Raw genomic sequence first — 16,685 nt, forward strand, 5'->3', positions numbered from 1 at the left:
CTATTTCCTACAATCAACATTTAAAATTTACCGAACTATTATCGACATTCTGTTACATTTGAGAGTCCTTAATTATTGTAAGCAGAATCAATGAAATATGAGTAATCTACAAGAAAAGTTAGCTTTTAGTGAACGCTTGAAACAGGCACTAATAGATTCAAATCACCCTATTAGCCCAACTTATTTGTCAAAAGAGTTTAATCATAGATATGATGGCGCTCCTGTTTCAGTACAATCGGCAAATAATTGGTTATTAGGTAAAGCGATTCCAAATCAAGATAAACTGGCTATTCTTTCTATTTGGCTCAATGTCACTAGCCAGTGGTTACGCTTTGGCGACAACACATTAGGATCATCCAATCTTGAGTCAAATGATCAATCAGAACTTGATTATTTTTTAAAATTTCGGACATTGAATGCGAGTCAAAAACAAATCATTAAAGATTTAATTGACCAATTCATTCAGAGATAGAACTATCCTTATTCAACAATTTTAAATATTTTTTATTTTCAAGCTCGTATAAATTCATTCTCTCTTCATAGTCACGTATTGTCTTATAAAGCATCTGTAACTCTTTTTTACTCACGAGAATTTTTTCACAATTGGGATCGAATACTTTTGAATGTTTATTCATACATTTTATTCGCTTACCGTCTTGATTTATCATTGCTATTCTTATAAAGAACATATTGATAAAATCATAAATTAAAATTTTAAATATTCCAATATATAAATCATACAAATCAATAACAATTTCTTATTCTCAATATAAAGAATAAAAATGATCACATGTTTTATATTAATTTACCTCATATTATTCAGATTAACACAAAATTACAACATACATCACAAAAAAAACCCTGCAAAATGCAGGGTTTTTTATTTAGTAGTAATTAGCTTACATCATACCGCCCATGCCACCCATACCGCCCATATCAGGCATAGCAGGTTTGTCTTCTGGGATTTCAGTAATCATACATTCAGTTGTAAGCATTAAGCCCGCAACAGATGCAGCATGCTCAAGCGCAGAACGTGTTACTTTCGCTGGGTCAAGAATACCCATTTCTAACATATCGCCATACTCTGAAGTTGCAGCGTTATAACCGAAGTTACCTTCACCGTTTTTCACAGCATTGATTACAACTGATGGCTCATCACCAGAGTTCGCAACGATTTGACGAAGCGGTGCTTCAATTGCACGACGTAAAATGTTGATACCAACATTTTGGTCATCGTTAGCACCAGACACACCTTCAAGTGCTTTTGCAGCACGTACAAGTGCAACACCACCACCTGCTACAACACCTTCTTCAACTGCAGCACGAGTTGCATGAAGTGCATCGTCAACGCGATCTTTCTTCTCTTTCATTTCAACTTCAGTTGCAGCGCCGATTTTGATTACAGCAACACCGCCTGCCAATTTAGCAACGCGTTCTTGAAGTTTTTCTTTGTCGTATTCTGAAGTAGATTCTTCAATTTGAGCACGGATTTGAGTTACACGTTCAGCGATTTGAGCTGCATTACCAGCACCGTCCACAATCACTGTGTTTTCTTTAGAAACAGTCACTTTATGCGCTGTACCTAAGTGCTCGAGTGTAGTTTGGTCTAAAGACATACCAACCTCTTCAGAAACTACAGTCGCGCCAGTTAAAATCGCGATGTCTTGAAGCATCGCTTTACGACGATCACCAAAACCAGGTGCTTTAACAGCACAAACTTTGATAATGCCACGCATGTTGTTTACAACAAGAGTTGCAAGTGCTTCACCTTCAACATCTTCAGCAATGATAAGAAGCGGTTTACCTGTTTTAGCAACAGCTTCAAGTACAGCAATTAATTCGCGGATGTTGCTGATTTTTTTATCAACAAGAAGAATGTATGGGTTTTCAAGTTCAGCTGTTAGTGTATCTTGTTTGTTTGCAAAGTACGGGCTGATGTAACCACGGTCAAACTGCATACCCTCTACAACATCTAGAGAATCTTCAAAGCCTGAACCCTCTTCAACTGTAATTACACCCTCTTTACCGACTTTTTCCATTGCTTGAGCAATAAGTTTACCAACAGTGGTGTCAGAGTTCGCAGAGATCGAACCTACTTGTTCAATGGCTTTAGAGTCAGAAGCAGGTTTAGCAGTCGCTTTAATTTCAGCAACAACAGCTTTAACCGCGATGTCGATACCGCGTTTAAGATCCATTGGGTTCATACCAGCAGTAACTGATTTGATCCCTTCATTTAGGATTGCTTGAGCAAGTACAGTTGCAGTCGTTGTACCATCACCCGCGATGTCATTTGTTTTTGAAGAAACTTCACGAACAAGTTGAGCACCCATGTTTTCAAACTTGTCTTTTAAAGAAATTTCTTTAGCAACAGTTACACCATCTTTAGTGATGTGAGGTGCACCGAAAGAACGGTCGATGACAACGTTACGGCCTTTAGGACCTAAAGTCACTTTTACAGCATCTGCAAGTACATTTACACCCGCGATCATTTTTGAACGCGCTGAATCACCAAATTTTACGTCTTTAGCTGACATGTCTAACTCCGAATCTTTTTAAAATTTTTAACAATTTATGATGAATAAAAGGGTCTAAATGCGTGTACGAAACTTAAGCTTCAAGTACCGCTAAGATGTCAGACTCTTTCATAATAAGAAGCTCTTCGCCTGCTACTTTTACTTTTGTACCGGCATAAGTGCCAAACAATACGTTGTCACCAACTTTAACGTCTAATGCACGTACGCCATTGTCAGTTACTTTGCCATTACCTACAGCGATTACTTCGCCTTGAGCAGGTTGTTCAGCTGCTGAAGTACTTAAAATAAGACCACCAGCAGTTTTAGTTTCCTTTTCAACACGGCGAATCACAACGTTGTCATGCAAAGGACGAATATTGCTCATAGTTAACTCCAGACTAAGTCTATTTACTAGATAAAAGACGATGACATTTTGATTTCCGTAAGCCATCGACAAAAAATAATTTAGATGACACTTTTGTGGGGATGGAAAAAAACCCTTCAAGGGCAAAATTTAATTTTTTTCATTTTTTTGTATTTTTTTTCTTCAAAATTTAAATTTAAAGGATTAAAGCTCATCCAAAATATGAGTACTAAGATTTTCTTCGAATATTTTTAACTTTGAATGATAAAAATAATGCTGCACATTCATCTGCTCATCAATGACATTAAAACTGTTGGCAAGGTTATCGTGTAGGCGATATGATGTTGCAGTTCCAGCATGAATATCCCAAACTGGATGCGCAGCACCTAAAGTATAAATCTGATTGAGGTCATAGCTGGCTGGAACATGTAAATGTCCATGCAATAAACCATTTAAACCGTGTTGACTCCACTGTTCGAGTGCCAAACGCCCTTGAACAGGACAATCTTTCACACCATGCGGGTCATTGGGCGGCGTATAAAAAGGTTGATGCGCTATGATTAATTTCACTTTATTGGGCGGCGCATGTTTAAGTAATTCCTCGACATGATGTATTTGCTCGAGCGATACATGCCCTCGCGTATGGTAACGACGGCGAATACTATTGATCCCAATTAAATAAAAATGCTCGGTTTCCAGTACATTTTCCATGGCACCAAAAAAAAGTTGATAACGTGCAAAAGGGCTAAAAACACGGTTCCATAAATGATATAGCGGAATATCGTGATTCCCTGGTACAACGATATATGGCAACTTTAAGCTTTCTAAAAATTGCTTACATGCATAAAACTGACGATAACGCGCACGTTGGGTCAAGTCTCCACTGGCAACCACGGCCTCGATACGCTGTTCGTGACAAAATTGTTGAATCGCGCGCATACACTCTGGCTTTTCAGTGCCAAAATGCAGATCAGACAGATGCAGTATCATGTGGCACCCGTATCTTTAAGGCTTGTTTTTGCACTCGAATTTTCAACGGCGGTTTCATTTCTACAATCTCACCATCCACAGCAACGGTCATTTTTTTTCGTTGGGTATGTATGGTGACTTCATCAGCGGCAAAACTATACACATCTGGTGCATTGTCGATATTGCCACGGATCAACTGCCATAAAATTTTAAATAACGTTTTCTTATCACTTTTTGCGACCACCACACCTGCAACTTTACCTGCCTCTGCATCCTTAGCAATTTGCAAGTTTAAATCGGCCAATTGCAATTGATTATTGCCAAAAAAGATCAAGGGCGTTTTGACTGGATAAATATGATGATCCACTTCGATTTCCAGTTTCAGCTCTTTGCGATCTCGAATCAGCACATCCAAACCTGAGGTATAAGCATGCAATGGGAAACGCCCAAACTTTTGATTATAAAACTCTCTTTTTTGTATAAATAATGGATACAAGCCTAAACTGGCATTGTTTAAATAGATATGTTCGTTGATTTGCGCCACATGCACCTGTCGATTATTGCCTGTCGCAATCACCTGTGCCGCTTGAATTAAATCGAGAGGAATATTGAGTACCCGCGCCACATAATTAAATGTGCCTAAAGGTAAGATCCCCATAGGAATATCGGTATGCATCAACTGATGAGCAACAGCATTTAAGGTTCCATCACCACCTGCAGCAACGACAACGCCCAAATTATCTGGGTCTTGGTGGCGTGCAAACACCTTGCTCATTAAAGTATCAAAACTGGCTTCCTGCCCAAGCTCAAAAGACTGTATTTCGAAATCATGATCGGATAATATCCGCACAAGTTCCTCGTAGACTTCATCTTTGTTTGCAGCATGAAATCCTGATTTTTTATTATAAATAATAGATAAAGGCTTGGCTTGTTTAATCACTTTTTATACATCTTGGCCGCTTAGTTTTGTATTTTGTCGAATTTAACAGCAAATAATAGCGCCTTTATGTAAAAATCGAATTACCACCATTTATTTAATCAATAATAATTCTCAAATATCAATTACATGCAACTTTTTGTTTTTATTAAAAATAACTATATAAAATATTGTCCATCACATTAATAAATAAAGTTAAAACCCATCATAAAATATTCTAACATATTGTATTTTATACATATTTAACATAAATAGCATTAACTACCAAAAAAAATCTACCACTTCTTTAGTCTTATTTTTTTTATGATTTTATGCTTTAATACAGCCACTTTTTTTTCATCTTTTATCTGCATGATGTATCCCATGATGCAGATTATACTTTGTACGGTTAGTACATTTTTGAGATAGGCCTCACCATGACCCAAGTGAACGCACCAGAATTCGTTCGTCACCCTAAGCTCATTGCTTGGGTGGAAGAAATTGCCAAATTAACCAAACCAGCAAAAATCGAATGGTGTGACGGTAGCGCAGAAGAATATCAACGTTATATCGACTTGATGATCGCTAACGGCACTATGCAAGAACTTAACCAAGAAAAACATCCTGGTTCTTACCTTGCTAATTCTGATCCTTCTGACGTTGCTCGTGTTGAAGGTCGTACTTACATCTGTTCTGAAAAACAAGAAGATGCAGGCGCAACAAACAACTGGGAAGCTCCAGCTGAAATGCGTGCTCGTCTGAATGGTTTATTTGACGGTTCAATGAAAGGCCGTACTTTGTACGTAGTTCCTTTCTCTATGGGTCCTTTAGGTTCTCATATTGCTCACATCGGTATCGAACTTACTGATTCTCCTTACGTTGCTGTAAGCATGTCTAAAATGGCTCGTATGGGTAAAGCTGTTTATGACGTACTTGGTACTGACGGTGACTTCATTCCTTGCGTACACACTGTTGGTGCTCCGCTTGAAGAAGGTCAAAAAGACGTTGCTTGGCCTTGCAACCCTGAAAAATACATCGTTCATTATCCAGAAACTCGTGAAATCTGGTCTTACGGTTCTGGTTACGGCGGTAACGCATTGTTGGGTAAAAAATGCCTAGCTTTACGTATTGCATCTTCTATGGGTCGTCAACAAGGCTGGTTAGCTGAACACATGCTCATCCTTGGCGTGACTAACCCACAAGGCGAAAAACACTACATCGCAGCTGCATTCCCTTCTGCTTGTGGTAAAACAAACTTCGCGATGTTGATTCCACCAGCGGGTTACGAAGGTTGGAAAATTGAAACTGTAGGTGACGATATTGCTTGGATCAAACCAGGTGAAGATGGTCGTTTATATGCAATCAACCCTGAAGCTGGTTTCTTCGGTGTAGCACCTGGTACAAATACCAAAACGAATCCGAACTGTATGGCGACTCTTCATAAAGACGTAATCTATACCAACGTTGCTGTAACTGACGAAGGTGAAGTATGGTGGGAAGGTCTGACTAAAGAAGCGCCTGCTAACTTGACTAACTGGAAAGGTCAACCACACACCGGCGAAGAAAAAGCAGCTCATCCAAATGCTCGTTTCACTGTTTCAGCTGGTCAATGTCCTTCTATTGATGCCGACTGGGAAAATCCAGCAGGTGTTCCAATTTCTGCGTTCATCTTCGGTGGTCGTCGTGCAGACACAGTGCCTCTAATTTCAGAAGCATTTGACTGGGTTGACGGTGTTTACAAAGCTGCAACTATGGGCTCTGAAACAACTGCTGCTGCTGTTGGTCAACAAGGTATCGTTCGTCGTGACCCATTCGCAATGCTTCCATTTGCGGGTTACAACATGGCTGACTACTTCTCTCACTGGTTAGAACTTGGTGAAGAAGTTGCTGCTAAAGCTAAAGCTGCTGGCAATAAACTTCCTGGTATCTACAACGTGAACTGGTTCCGTCGTGATGCTGAAGGTAACTTTGTATGGCCTGGTTTCGGTCAAAACATGCGTGTTCTTGAGTGGATCATTGACCGTTGTGAAGGTCGTGCAGACGCTGTTGAAACACCTATCGGCCTTGTTCCAACATACGAACAATTGAACTGGACTGGTTCAGACTTCACTAAAGAGCAATTCGAGCTTGTAACTTCTCAAGATAAAGATCAATGGATCAAAGAACTTGAAAGCCACACTGAATTGTTCAACAAACTTGGTGATCGCTTACCAAAAGCACTTAAAGTACGTCAAGACGAACTTTTAGAAGCTGTAAAAAAATCTGCTTAATCGACCTTTAATTTCCCTCCTTTAAAAGAGGGATTAAGAAAGATTTAAAAGACCGCCTTGTGCGGTCTTTTTTATATCCACTAAGCCACATCTTGAGCTTTTTGTTTTATGCGAATTGCCATTAAATATTCATCCAAAACATCAACTTCAGCTGCGCTGAATTGCAAATATAACTTTGTCCGTCTTTGCAAAATATCTTCAGAACTTCTCGCCCACTCCTGCTCGACCAAATAATCCACTTCTTGAGCATACAATCCATGTCCAAAGTTTTGACCCAATTCATCAATCGAAGTTAAATGATTCAGCAAAATCCAGACACGGGTTCCATAAGCATGCGCCCAACGACTGGCTAGACTGATCGAAACCCCTCGCACTTTTTGTTGGATTTCAACCATCAACTGCTCTACCGATTCTAAATTTTCCGCACCAGGCAATGTTGCATCAGCAGTCCAAGGTTTGGATCGATGATGAAAAACCGTTTTAAGCTGATCTAATGCCGCTTCTGCTAGTTTTCGGTAAGTGGTAAGTTTGCCACCAAAGATTGAAAGTAATGCAGCCCCTTCTACATCGGTCAGTGCCAAGGTGTAATCTCGCGTGACTGCGGCTGGATTATCTGACTCATCATCACACAGCGGACGCACACCTGAATAAGTTGAAATGATGTCCGTTTGCGTCAATTGAGTTTTAAAGTGATCATTTGACACATCAAGCAAGTAATCGATTTCTTCCTGGCTTATCTTTACTCGATTTGGGTCTGCGTGATATTCACGATCTGTCGTGCCGATCAAGGTATATTGTTCTAAATAAGGGATCGCAAAGACAATGCGATGATCATCATTTTGCATAATAAAAGCTTTATCACCCTCAAAAAGTTTTGGAACAATGATATGACTACCCTGTATCAGCCGTATACCATAAGGTGACTCTTGCTTTAACCCCTGTTTTATAAAGTCAGCGACCCAAGGACCTGCCGCATTCACCAAGACTTTAGCCTGCACATTTTGCAATCCCTTGGCATTTTTTAGACATACCTGCCAAATTCCACCTTTACTATATGCATTTAAACATTCTATTCGAGTCAGAATCTGTGCACCATGTTCTCGTGCTTGTATTGCATTGAGTACAACTAAGCGTGCGTCATCTACTGCACAATCGGAATATTCGAACCCTCGGGTAAATTTGGATGCTAAAGGACTAGCTTCCACATCAAATTCAATTCCATTTGAACCTGCAAGCTGTTCACGTTTACCCAAATAATCATAAAAGAATAATCCAGTACGAATCAGCCAAGCCGGACGTAAGTGCGGTTCATGTGGCATGATAAAACGCATCGGTCGAATAATATGAGGGGCTTTTTTAAGGAGAACTTCGCGTTCTGCGAGTGCTTCACGTACCAAACGAAATTCTTTATGTTCTAAATAGCGCAGACCACCATGAATTAATTTGCTACTTGCAGATGAAGTGTGGCTCGCGAGATCGTCTTTTTCACAGAGCAAAACACTTAAACCCCGCCCCGCTGCATCACAGGCAATACCAACACCATTTATTCCACCACCAATGACCACCATGTCATATATTGATTGTTGTTGTGTATTCATCGCTCCCTCCCGCTATGTCTTTTTATTCAACAATGCTTCGTTTTCTTTGCTTTATTATTTTTCTCATTGATCATGCTTTTTTGATCAAGTACCTATTTTGATCAAGATATCTGTACGCTGAGTTTTTTATATCCTTCAATAAATGAGAAGTTATATTTTAAATGTACGTTTAAAAGCTTGCTGGCTCAAGCATGAAATCAATCATTTTAAAGTCAGAACCTATATTCAAAGCAAACATAATTACAAGCAGTTGATTTGTATTTTTTTTCAACCTAATCTTTTTTAAAATTTTATTTCAAGCTTTTATATATTGCATGTTCAGCTGCAGAAGCCTTCAGTTTTGATGTACCCCGTTTATGCACTTGCAAATACCATCTTTGGTGGTACGGCAGAATTCTTTGCGCTAAGTTTTAAAGAAGCGGGTCACGAGTCATGGTTTTTCATCTATGTAACCATCATGATTTTTATTTCGTTATTGGTCTACGTCTTTATGAAAGACACCAAACACCACTCCAAAATTCAGGAGCATTGATCAGAATTATTTGATGATGACTTATTGATCAAGCTGATCAAAAACAGCATGTTTTCCCCATCAAAGCCTCAATCTATGAGGCTTTGTTGTTTTCATTTAGTCGTGAAAAATGTATCTGGTCAAAAATATCGCATTTTATAGACTAAAGTCGCATGATTTTCTGCGACAACAGGAGTATAAATTAAATAAATATAGTTCCATCTCCCATTTCGACAAAATATATTGATTTAAACTTTTCCCAAAGAGTTTAAATGGATATGTTTTGCATTCATTCCTTGGAGAATGATGTGTCAAACTCATCTGAGCCAGTTGTTCCTGAACAATTGGATAGAAAAACTCGTGTCAAATCTATCCTCGGCGGATCTGCCGGCAACCTCGTTGAATGGTACGACTGGTATGTCTACGCTGCCTTTACCCTTTACTTTGCACCGCAATTTTTCCCTGATGGTGACAATACTGTAAAACTCTTACAAGCGGCTGCAGTCTTTGCACTCGGTTTCTTAATGCGTCCAATCGGCGCATGGGTCATGGGTATTTATGCTGACCGTAAAGGTCGTAAAGCAGGTTTAACGCTGTCTGTATCGTTGATGTGTGTCGGCTCACTGATGATCGCATGTGCACCAACCTACGATTCTGTAGGGATGCTCGCACCCGCTATTCTACTTTTAGCGCGTTTACTCCAAGGCTTAAGTGTTGGTGGTGAATATGGCTCTAGTGCGACCTATTTGACTGAAATGGCAGGTAAAAACCATCGCGGTTTCTTCTCAAGTTTCCAATATGTCACACTGATTTCAGGTCAGCTATTGGCTCTTTGCGTTTTAATTATCCTACAACGCAATTTCTCCGAACAAGCTTTAACTGAATGGGGCTGGCGTGTTCCATTCTTCATCGGTGCGTTGCTCGCTATTGTGGTGTTTTGGATTCGTCGCGGTTTAGTTGAAACTCAATCCTCTAAAGAAGCCCAAGAACAGGCTAAAAATGGTGGTCCAAAATCAGGTGCTTTAGCGTTATTTACCAAATATCCTAAACAAGCCTTCACTGTGATCATGTTAACTGCCGGTGGTACTTTAGCGTTCAACACCTTTACCACTTATTTGCAAAAATATTTGGTCAACACGTCTGGCTTTGAGAAAACCACAGCTACCGAAATTACCACTGCTGCGATTTTCATCTTTATGCTTTTACAACCTGCTGTCGGTGCGCTTTCAGACAAAATTGGTCGTAAGCCAATTATGATCGCCTTTGGTGTGCTTGGTGTACTCTTCACCATTCCAATTTTCAACGGTATCGGTTCTACGACTAGCCCAACCACAGCATTTATGCTTTGCATGAGTGGTATGGTAATTGTCACTGGTTATACTGCGATTAATGCTGTAGTGAAAGCAGAGTTGTTCCCTGCACATATCCGTGCCTTAGGTGTTGCATTACCTTATGCCATTGCAAATACACTCTTTGGTGGTACCGCAGAACTTGTGGCTTTGAGCTTCAAAAATGCAGGCCATGAAAACTACTTCTTCTACTATATTACATTCATGATTGGTTTATCTTTAATTACCTATGTCTTCATGAAAGATACGAAAAAACATAGCATGATCACTGACGATTAATTCGCTCAGCCCTGCTATTCCACTTAAGCTCATCAAAGCCTATTTTGATGAGCTTTTTTTATCTCCATTTCCATCTATTCACCGTTTCGGCTGCATCAAAGAGTTAATCAAACTTCTTTGGCTTTCTTGGTTTTCGCCATCGAGTCGACAGACGGACTATGGCATACTGAGCGTACAAATACACACGGCGAATGAATGATGAAAAATATTTACAAAGTTTTAAGTTTGGGTATTGTTGCAATGTCGATGGCTGCTTGCCAAAGCACTCCACGTGCTTTTAATGGTCAAACGGGCTTTCAAATAGAGTCTAAATCTGCAAATAGCGCAACACTTGCATATACTTTAGCGGGTCGCCAAAACCAACAACTGGATGCCAATAAATTACAACGTGCTTGCCAAAAAGCATTAAATACGCAAAAGACCTATAAATTACAAATCTTAAGCGTGAACGAAATTGCAAATCCTGCTTTGGAAAATACCCAGTACGGCCGTCAAATTGGTAATACACGTGCGAACTTTGGACTGTCAAACACCCCAGACCTACGTAACTCTGAAAACTTAGGCGCACGTGATGCACTCGATGCTCGCCCTGCAACCTTACGTGTGGTTCGCTATACCTGTTCTTAATCAAATTTGCAGTTCAAAAGACAAAAAAGAAGACGCTTAAAGCGTCTTTTTTTATGGGTTCAATAATTATAGGGTTTTATAAAAACTCACATTACGAAACTCAGGTGATTCATCCAAATCAGGCCATGTCGTCGCGCTTCGTTCATCGAGTTTTTCATATTTAGGATGACTAAAGTTTTTCACACGACTGTCTGCCACCCACACTTCAGGAGCAAACTTTAAAAACTCATCCAAAAAGAAACGATTGCATTGGTCATACAGCACATCGGCAGCCAATAAAATATCGACTTGCTCCGCTTTATACAGATCATCTAAATATTCGAGTTCAACATTGTTTAGCTCTGCATTGGCACGGCATGCATCTAGGCTCACTTGGTCGATGTCACAGCAGATCACGCGTTTCGCCCCTGCCATTTTCGCGGCAATCGCCACCACGCCTGAACCTGCACCAAAGTCCAACACGACTTTATCTTTGACATGATGCGGCTCTGCCAACAACCACTGCGCCATTGCAAGCCCTGAAGCCCAACAAAAGATCCAATACGGCGTATCATTCCATATACGACGAATGACTTCATCATCCAATTTATCGGTTGGAAATACAGGCGGTATCAACCATAAAGAAATGGGGGTTTCAGGCAACTGTTGTGCATGTAATTCACAATGCGGAATGACTTCATGCAGTGCTTTCAGTAAATGTTCAGGGGCTTTGGGAAATTGGAAAGTACAGCTCATATTAAGCCTTAGAGATGATTTTATTTGAATTTATAAACGTATCAGATACGCGACATCGTCATCTGCTGCTGTGCGAGACAGACCTTAATCGAATGAACACTGTTTCTGCGACACCATTAATCAAAAGGCTGATTATGTCGAGTTCAGCAGATGACAAATGGTTTTGGTTACTTTTGCCGAAACAAAAGTAACATACGAGCTTCTTACATTTATAAGTCACAACGGTAAGACTCCGTTGTGACTTTAAGATCTTTTTATTAAAAGATTAACCCAACGCTTTTTCAGCAGCTTCAACAGTTTGACGAATCAACGTTGTAATGGTCATAGGGCCTACACCACCCGGAACAGGTGTATACGCAGAAGCAACTTCTTCAATACCCACCAATTGGATATCACCTACACCGCCGCCATCACGTGGATGGAAGCCAGCGTCAACAACCACTGCACCCGGTTTGATCCAATCTTTTTGAATCAATTCAGCTTTACCTACCGCACCCACAATAATGTCAGCTTGCTTAACAAAGTCAGCTAAGTTTTGAGTACGTGAGTGGCAAGTAGTCACTGTTGCATTCGCTTCAAGCAGCATTGCAGACATTGGTTTACCTAAAATTGCAGAACGACCCACAACAACCGCATGTTTACCTGCGATTTCAATGTTGTTTTCTTTTAGAATGGTCATGATACCTGCAGGAGTCGCAGAACCATACGCAGCTTCACCCATCGCCATACGACCAAAACCTAAGCAAGTCACGCCATCTACGTCTTTTTCAAGAGAGATCGCATCGAAACATGCACGCTCATCAATTTGAGCAGGTACGGGGTGTTGTAACAAAATACCGTGAACATCTGGATTTGCATTCAATTTTTCAATTTCAGCAAGCAATTGCTCAGTTGTGGTTTCTTTAGGAAGCTCAACTTTTAATGAATCCATACCAACACGGCGGCAAGCATTCCCTTTCATACGTACATAAGTTGCAGATGCACCATCGTCACCTACCAAAATAGTCGCAAGAATTGGGGTACGACCAGTTTTCTCTTTTAGCGCTTCTACGCGAGTCAACAAGTCAGCTTCAATTTTCTTCGCCAATGCACGACCATCTAAAACTAATGCCACGGCACTTCTCCAAGTGATGATATGAATCAATTTTGCACATAATACATGATTATTTTAAATTTTTTACCTTGTATGCTGCTTTTATGCTCATACAGATGAATCTGCTATTGTTTTTTTTTCAGAGCTTGCTAATATACGCATCAACAAGACATGGCGGGGTGGCAGAGTGGTCATGCAGCGGACTGCAACTCCGTGTACGCCGGTTCGATTCCGACCTCCGCCTCCAATCTTGTTAAGCCCGAGTGGTGAAATCGGTAGACACAGGGGATTTAAAATCCCCCGCCCACAAAGCGTGCCAGTTCGAGTCTGGCCTCGGGCACCATTTTTCTACTACTGAAGATGGTGTAATAAAGAACCCGGCGATAAGCTGGTTTTTTTATGCCTAAAATTTAGTAAGACAATAAAAAAGAGGGACATTGCCCTCTTTTATTATTTTAAAACACCCTACCAAATACAGCGTGTTTTAAAAAGAAAACTTTAGATCACTTCAACCACAATCTTACCTACATGGTCACCCGTATCCATGGCTGCATGTGCTTCTTGAATTTGATCAAACTTAAATGTTTTGTAAATCATTGGCAGGCATTCACCTTTAGACCATAACGGAACAACATTTTCCTGAATTCCTTTGGCAATCTCTGCTTTTTCTGCAGTATTACGCGCGCGCATGGTTGAGCCTGTAATGGTCAAACGCTTCATCATGATTTGACCCAGTTTCACCTCTTTGGCTTTTGAACCACCTAAAAATGCGATATAGACCAAACGACCATCACGACGTAATAAATTGAGGTTCTGCGCCAAATACGGTGCTCCAACAATATCTAAAATGACATCTACACCTTGCTCATTGGTCGCTTCATTAATCACTTGCTCAAAGTCTTGAGTCTTGTAGTTAATCGCATGCGTGATATCAGAGATCGCTGCCACTTTTTCATCTGAACCGACTGTTGCAAAGGTTTTCATGCCCAACGCATTACACAGCATGATTGCCGTAGTTCCAATACCACTGGTTCCACCATGAATCAGCACCGTTTCACCTGCTTTGGCTTTGCCCATTTGGAATACATTCGCCCAAACGGTAAAGAATGTTTCAGGAATCGCTGCAGCTTGAGTAAAGCTGACGCCTTCAGGAATCGCAATGGTTTGGCTTTCAGGCACCACGCAATATTCTGCATAACCGCCGCCATTGGTCAGACCGCAAACCTTATCACCTACTTGAAATAAAGTAACCTCTGCACCCACAGCAACCACTTCACCCGCAACCTCTAAACCTGGTACTGGCGTTACGCCTTTCGGCATTGGGTATAAACCTTGACGCTGTAAAATGTCTGGACGGTTGATGCCAAAGGCATGCACTTTAACCAACACTTCATCTGCTTTCGCTTCTGGGATGGCAACACTTTCATAGGCCAGTTTATCTACACCGCCCGGCTCAGTAATAATGACCTGCTGCATGCTTTGCTGTGACATTGTTTTCCCTTTTCAATTATTGAATATTCATCTATCTCTGCACTATTTGAACATAGAAATGGCGCAGAATGAATAAACATGGACTTATGTATAATTTGTAGTGTATTTCGTAAATGAATAATAGGCCAAGCATGTCTCAGATCGTTGAATACAATGAAGATAACGCCAGTGACTATGAATGGTTTGATGGTTTTGCCGTGATTCGCTTCTATGCAGACTGGTGCGCGCCCTGTGTACAGAACTTCCCAGTATTTGAGCAGTGCGCAAGTCAAATGTCAGCGCAGCATACACGGCTTAAATTTGGCAAAGTGAATATTGATTCCTCACCGATACTGACATTGCGTTATAACGTTTATGGACTACCCTCTACCTTGCTGTTTTATCGCGGGAAAGTGATTCAACGTATTGCAGGTGTCAAATCACTGACTGAATTAACAGCCATCATTCAAGATGCGATGCAGTCACACTCAACTCATGACTAAATAGATGTACCTTTTATTTGGATGCAGGCTCATTTGGTAGGCGTACAAACTTCATTAGCGTATTACGCACCAATGGCAACACGATCAAAATGAGCGGAAAAGCCATCATCCACGATAGGCTCCAAGCATCTAACCAAATCCCTAAAAAGCCCTCAACCGCACCGACTTTTAAATAAATATTAAAGCAAGAAATTGAACCACTCATAATGCCAGATAGAATCAAAGGCATTAACCACGTGAGATGCTTCGGATGAAATTTGGGGAGACTATTCATGGCTTTCACCTTGTTCTATCGTTGCTGATTGTGCATTTTTAGTTTTCACGGTTTGTTTCAGTGTTTTCATAAACTGACCAAAATGCGGCATGAAATCTTTAAATAAAGGATGATCTTTATTTTCCAGCAAGGTTTCACCAAACAGTTTCAGACCTACGACAAAGGCTTTGGTCTTTTCATCATCTAACAATTGCGCTTTGCTCAAATGCTCCAGCACCTTAAACATGTCATCATGGTTGTAGGCATTAAACTGCAAAGCTTCGGTATAGGTCGATGGATTGCCCTGCGCATCAGCAATGTGTTTGAGCGTAATTTCATATTGATGCTGTTTCATTGCGTCACCTCCATACGGCTGATTTCGACAGCCGCCTGATCGATTTTTTCTGCAATGGCATACACCTGTTCAGGTGTCAGTTCACAGTGCTGAATTTTGATGCGCAGTGATGCTTTTAGGTTTTCCATCGCGCGTTTAATGTCGACATATTGTTCATTGTTATGAATTTGCTTGCGGGTATCAAAACGGCAGAGGATTTTCTCTACTGTGGCTTTTTCTGCATCTAGGTGTTGTATGCCTGACTGCGTAACGCTGTATTGTTTACGGTCTTCGGCATTCAGTTCTGCGTGTATGTATTGCTGTTCTTCGAGGTAATTCAGCGTTGGGTAAATTGTCCCTGTGCTTGGACTGTAACCGCCGCCAACGATTGCGCCGACATCTTTAATGATGTCGTAACTAAACTTAGGCGCTTGGGAAATAAGATGCAGCACCAATAGTTTCATGTGCCCTGCTTCAAACAGACGTTTTCGGGTTTTAACTAGACTATCGCTACCGTCGAGAAGGTCTGAATTTGACATCGCAAAGATACACCTTAAGATTAATTAAGATATATCTTAATACAATTGAATTATATTAACCTACTTTTTTAATTCTTATTTTGTTTGGAGCTTCAATTAAAATATTAACTACTTCCATCGGTTTACAATTTTCACTAAACCAGAATTGTAATTTTTTACCCTTAAATGGCCTTATCCTAACTGATCCATTTTTATTAGCATTTCGATCTATTTTAGCTATATCTAGCGGAATAGCACCATCACCAACATAAATATCCATTTGACTTTCATGCGTACCTAAGTAGCTAGAATATGAAATTCCAAAGTTAATACAGCTCCAATTAAAATACGTATCATGCAAAGTCAACTTATATATTGGCATT

The 16,685-nt window shown here is 40.3% G+C and carries 17 protein-coding genes, 2 tRNA genes and 1 pseudogene; 8 read left to right on the forward strand and 12 right to left on the reverse strand.

Features of this window, described 5'->3' with window-relative positions:
* Positions 1–97 precede the first annotated feature (97 nt).
* Positions 98–472, forward strand: a complete 375-nt coding sequence (locus tag FTT94_RS00505; protein WP_180024135.1) for a hypothetical protein — start codon at positions 98–100, stop codon at positions 470–472.
* 427 nt (positions 473–899) lie between these two features.
* Here the strand turns inward: FTT94_RS00505 and groL are convergent, their stop codons facing one another.
* From groL to FTT94_RS00525, 4 genes are all read right to left on the reverse strand, one after another.
* Positions 900–2,534, reverse strand: a complete 1,635-nt coding sequence (groL, locus tag FTT94_RS00510; protein ID WP_180170028.1) for a chaperonin GroEL — start codon at positions 2,532–2,534, stop codon at positions 900–902.
* 73 nt (positions 2,535–2,607) lie between these two features.
* On the reverse strand, positions 2,608–2,898 hold the full coding sequence (groES, locus tag FTT94_RS00515) for a co-chaperone GroES (RefSeq protein ID WP_078192966.1): 291 nt from the start codon (positions 2,896–2,898) through the stop codon (positions 2,608–2,610).
* Positions 2,899–3,081: 183 nt separating this feature from the next.
* Positions 3,082–3,867, reverse strand: coding sequence for a metallophosphoesterase (locus FTT94_RS00520; protein WP_180170029.1), 786 nt, complete (start codon positions 3,865–3,867; stop codon positions 3,082–3,084).
* Positions 3,848–4,786, reverse strand: a complete 939-nt coding sequence (locus FTT94_RS00525; RefSeq protein WP_180170030.1) for a diacylglycerol kinase family protein — start codon at positions 4,784–4,786, stop codon at positions 3,848–3,850. Before FTT94_RS00525 ends, FTT94_RS00520 begins: the two co-directional genes overlap by 20 nt.
* Positions 4,787–5,199: 413 nt before the next feature.
* Between FTT94_RS00525 and FTT94_RS00530 the strand changes: the two genes are divergently transcribed.
* Positions 5,200–7,032 (forward strand): phosphoenolpyruvate carboxykinase (GTP), encoded by a 1,833-nt coding sequence (locus FTT94_RS00530; protein WP_180007483.1) that lies wholly within the window; start codon positions 5,200–5,202, stop codon positions 7,030–7,032.
* An 80-nt stretch (positions 7,033–7,112) separates the two neighbouring features.
* On the opposite strand, the gene glpD is transcribed toward FTT94_RS00530, so the two are convergent.
* Positions 7,113–8,630, reverse strand: coding sequence for a glycerol-3-phosphate dehydrogenase (gene glpD / locus FTT94_RS00535; RefSeq protein ID WP_180170031.1), 1,518 nt, complete (start codon positions 8,628–8,630; stop codon positions 7,113–7,115).
* A gap of 355 nt (positions 8,631–8,985) precedes the next feature.
* On the opposite strand from glpD, the pseudogene FTT94_RS00540 reads away from it, so the two are divergent.
* From FTT94_RS00540 to FTT94_RS00550, 3 genes and pseudogenes are all read left to right on the forward strand, one after another.
* A pseudogene (locus FTT94_RS00540) lies at positions 8,986–9,162 on the forward strand (alpha-ketoglutarate permease); the annotation flags it as partial.
* A gap of 287 nt (positions 9,163–9,449) precedes the next feature.
* Positions 9,450–10,769: an MFS transporter gene (locus FTT94_RS00545; RefSeq protein WP_078190125.1), complete on the forward strand. Its 1,320-nt coding sequence runs from the start codon at positions 9,450–9,452 to the stop codon at positions 10,767–10,769.
* A gap of 198 nt (positions 10,770–10,967) precedes the next feature.
* The gene (locus FTT94_RS00550; protein ID WP_180170035.1) at positions 10,968–11,396 is read left to right on the forward strand and encodes a hypothetical protein; all 429 of its coding nucleotides are present in this window, start codon (positions 10,968–10,970) and stop codon (positions 11,394–11,396) included.
* 66 nt (positions 11,397–11,462) lie between these two features.
* Here the strand turns inward: FTT94_RS00550 and FTT94_RS00555 are convergent, their stop codons facing one another.
* Both FTT94_RS00555 and folD read right to left on the reverse strand, forming a co-directional pair.
* Complete coding sequence (locus FTT94_RS00555; RefSeq protein ID WP_078189884.1) at positions 11,463–12,131, reverse strand: methyltransferase; 669 nt, start codon at positions 12,129–12,131, stop codon at positions 11,463–11,465.
* A 265-nt stretch (positions 12,132–12,396) separates the two neighbouring features.
* A complete protein-coding gene (gene folD, locus FTT94_RS00560; protein WP_078192972.1) occupies positions 12,397–13,245 on the reverse strand; it encodes a bifunctional methylenetetrahydrofolate dehydrogenase/methenyltetrahydrofolate cyclohydrolase FolD in 849 nt (282 codons plus the stop codon).
* A gap of 152 nt (positions 13,246–13,397) precedes the next feature.
* Between folD and FTT94_RS00565 the strand changes: the two genes are divergently transcribed.
* Together FTT94_RS00565 and FTT94_RS00570 are read left to right on the forward strand one after the other, a co-directional pair.
* A tRNA-Cys gene (locus FTT94_RS00565) sits at positions 13,398–13,471 on the forward strand.
* Between the two features lie 10 nt (positions 13,472–13,481).
* Positions 13,482–13,567, forward strand: a tRNA-Leu gene (locus FTT94_RS00570).
* 155 nt (positions 13,568–13,722) lie between these two features.
* On the opposite strand, the gene FTT94_RS00575 is transcribed toward FTT94_RS00570, so the two are convergent.
* On the reverse strand, positions 13,723–14,715 hold the full coding sequence (locus FTT94_RS00575; protein WP_180170032.1) for an NAD(P)H-quinone oxidoreductase: 993 nt from the start codon (positions 14,713–14,715) through the stop codon (positions 13,723–13,725).
* Between the two features lie 131 nt (positions 14,716–14,846).
* On the opposite strand from FTT94_RS00575, the gene FTT94_RS00580 reads away from it, so the two are divergent.
* The gene (locus FTT94_RS00580) at positions 14,847–15,197 is read left to right on the forward strand and encodes a co-chaperone YbbN (RefSeq protein WP_180020679.1); all 351 of its coding nucleotides are present in this window, start codon (positions 14,847–14,849) and stop codon (positions 15,195–15,197) included.
* A gap of 13 nt (positions 15,198–15,210) precedes the next feature.
* Here FTT94_RS00580 and FTT94_RS00585 read toward each other — a convergent pair whose 3' ends face one another.
* The 4 genes from FTT94_RS00585 to FTT94_RS00600 form a co-directional block, all read right to left on the reverse strand.
* Entirely contained in the window at positions 15,211–15,471 is a 261-nt protein-coding gene (locus FTT94_RS00585; RefSeq protein WP_168378390.1) for a DUF2798 domain-containing protein, read from the reverse strand.
* Positions 15,464–15,805, reverse strand: a complete 342-nt coding sequence (locus FTT94_RS00590; RefSeq protein WP_180123718.1) for a DUF3861 domain-containing protein — start codon at positions 15,803–15,805, stop codon at positions 15,464–15,466. The genes FTT94_RS00585 and FTT94_RS00590 overlap by 8 nt, the downstream gene beginning before the upstream one ends.
* Positions 15,802–16,323, reverse strand: coding sequence for a PadR family transcriptional regulator (locus tag FTT94_RS00595; RefSeq protein WP_180123717.1), 522 nt, complete (start codon positions 16,321–16,323; stop codon positions 15,802–15,804). The genes FTT94_RS00590 and FTT94_RS00595 overlap by 4 nt, the downstream gene beginning before the upstream one ends.
* 55 nt (positions 16,324–16,378) lie before the next feature.
* The coding region (locus tag FTT94_RS00600) for a hypothetical protein (protein WP_218954276.1) at positions 16,379–16,685 on the reverse strand (307 nt) is incomplete at its 5' end.

Source organism: Acinetobacter sp. YH12027, assembly GCF_013420085.1.
GTDB lineage: Bacteria > Pseudomonadota > Gammaproteobacteria > Pseudomonadales > Moraxellaceae > Acinetobacter > Acinetobacter amyesii.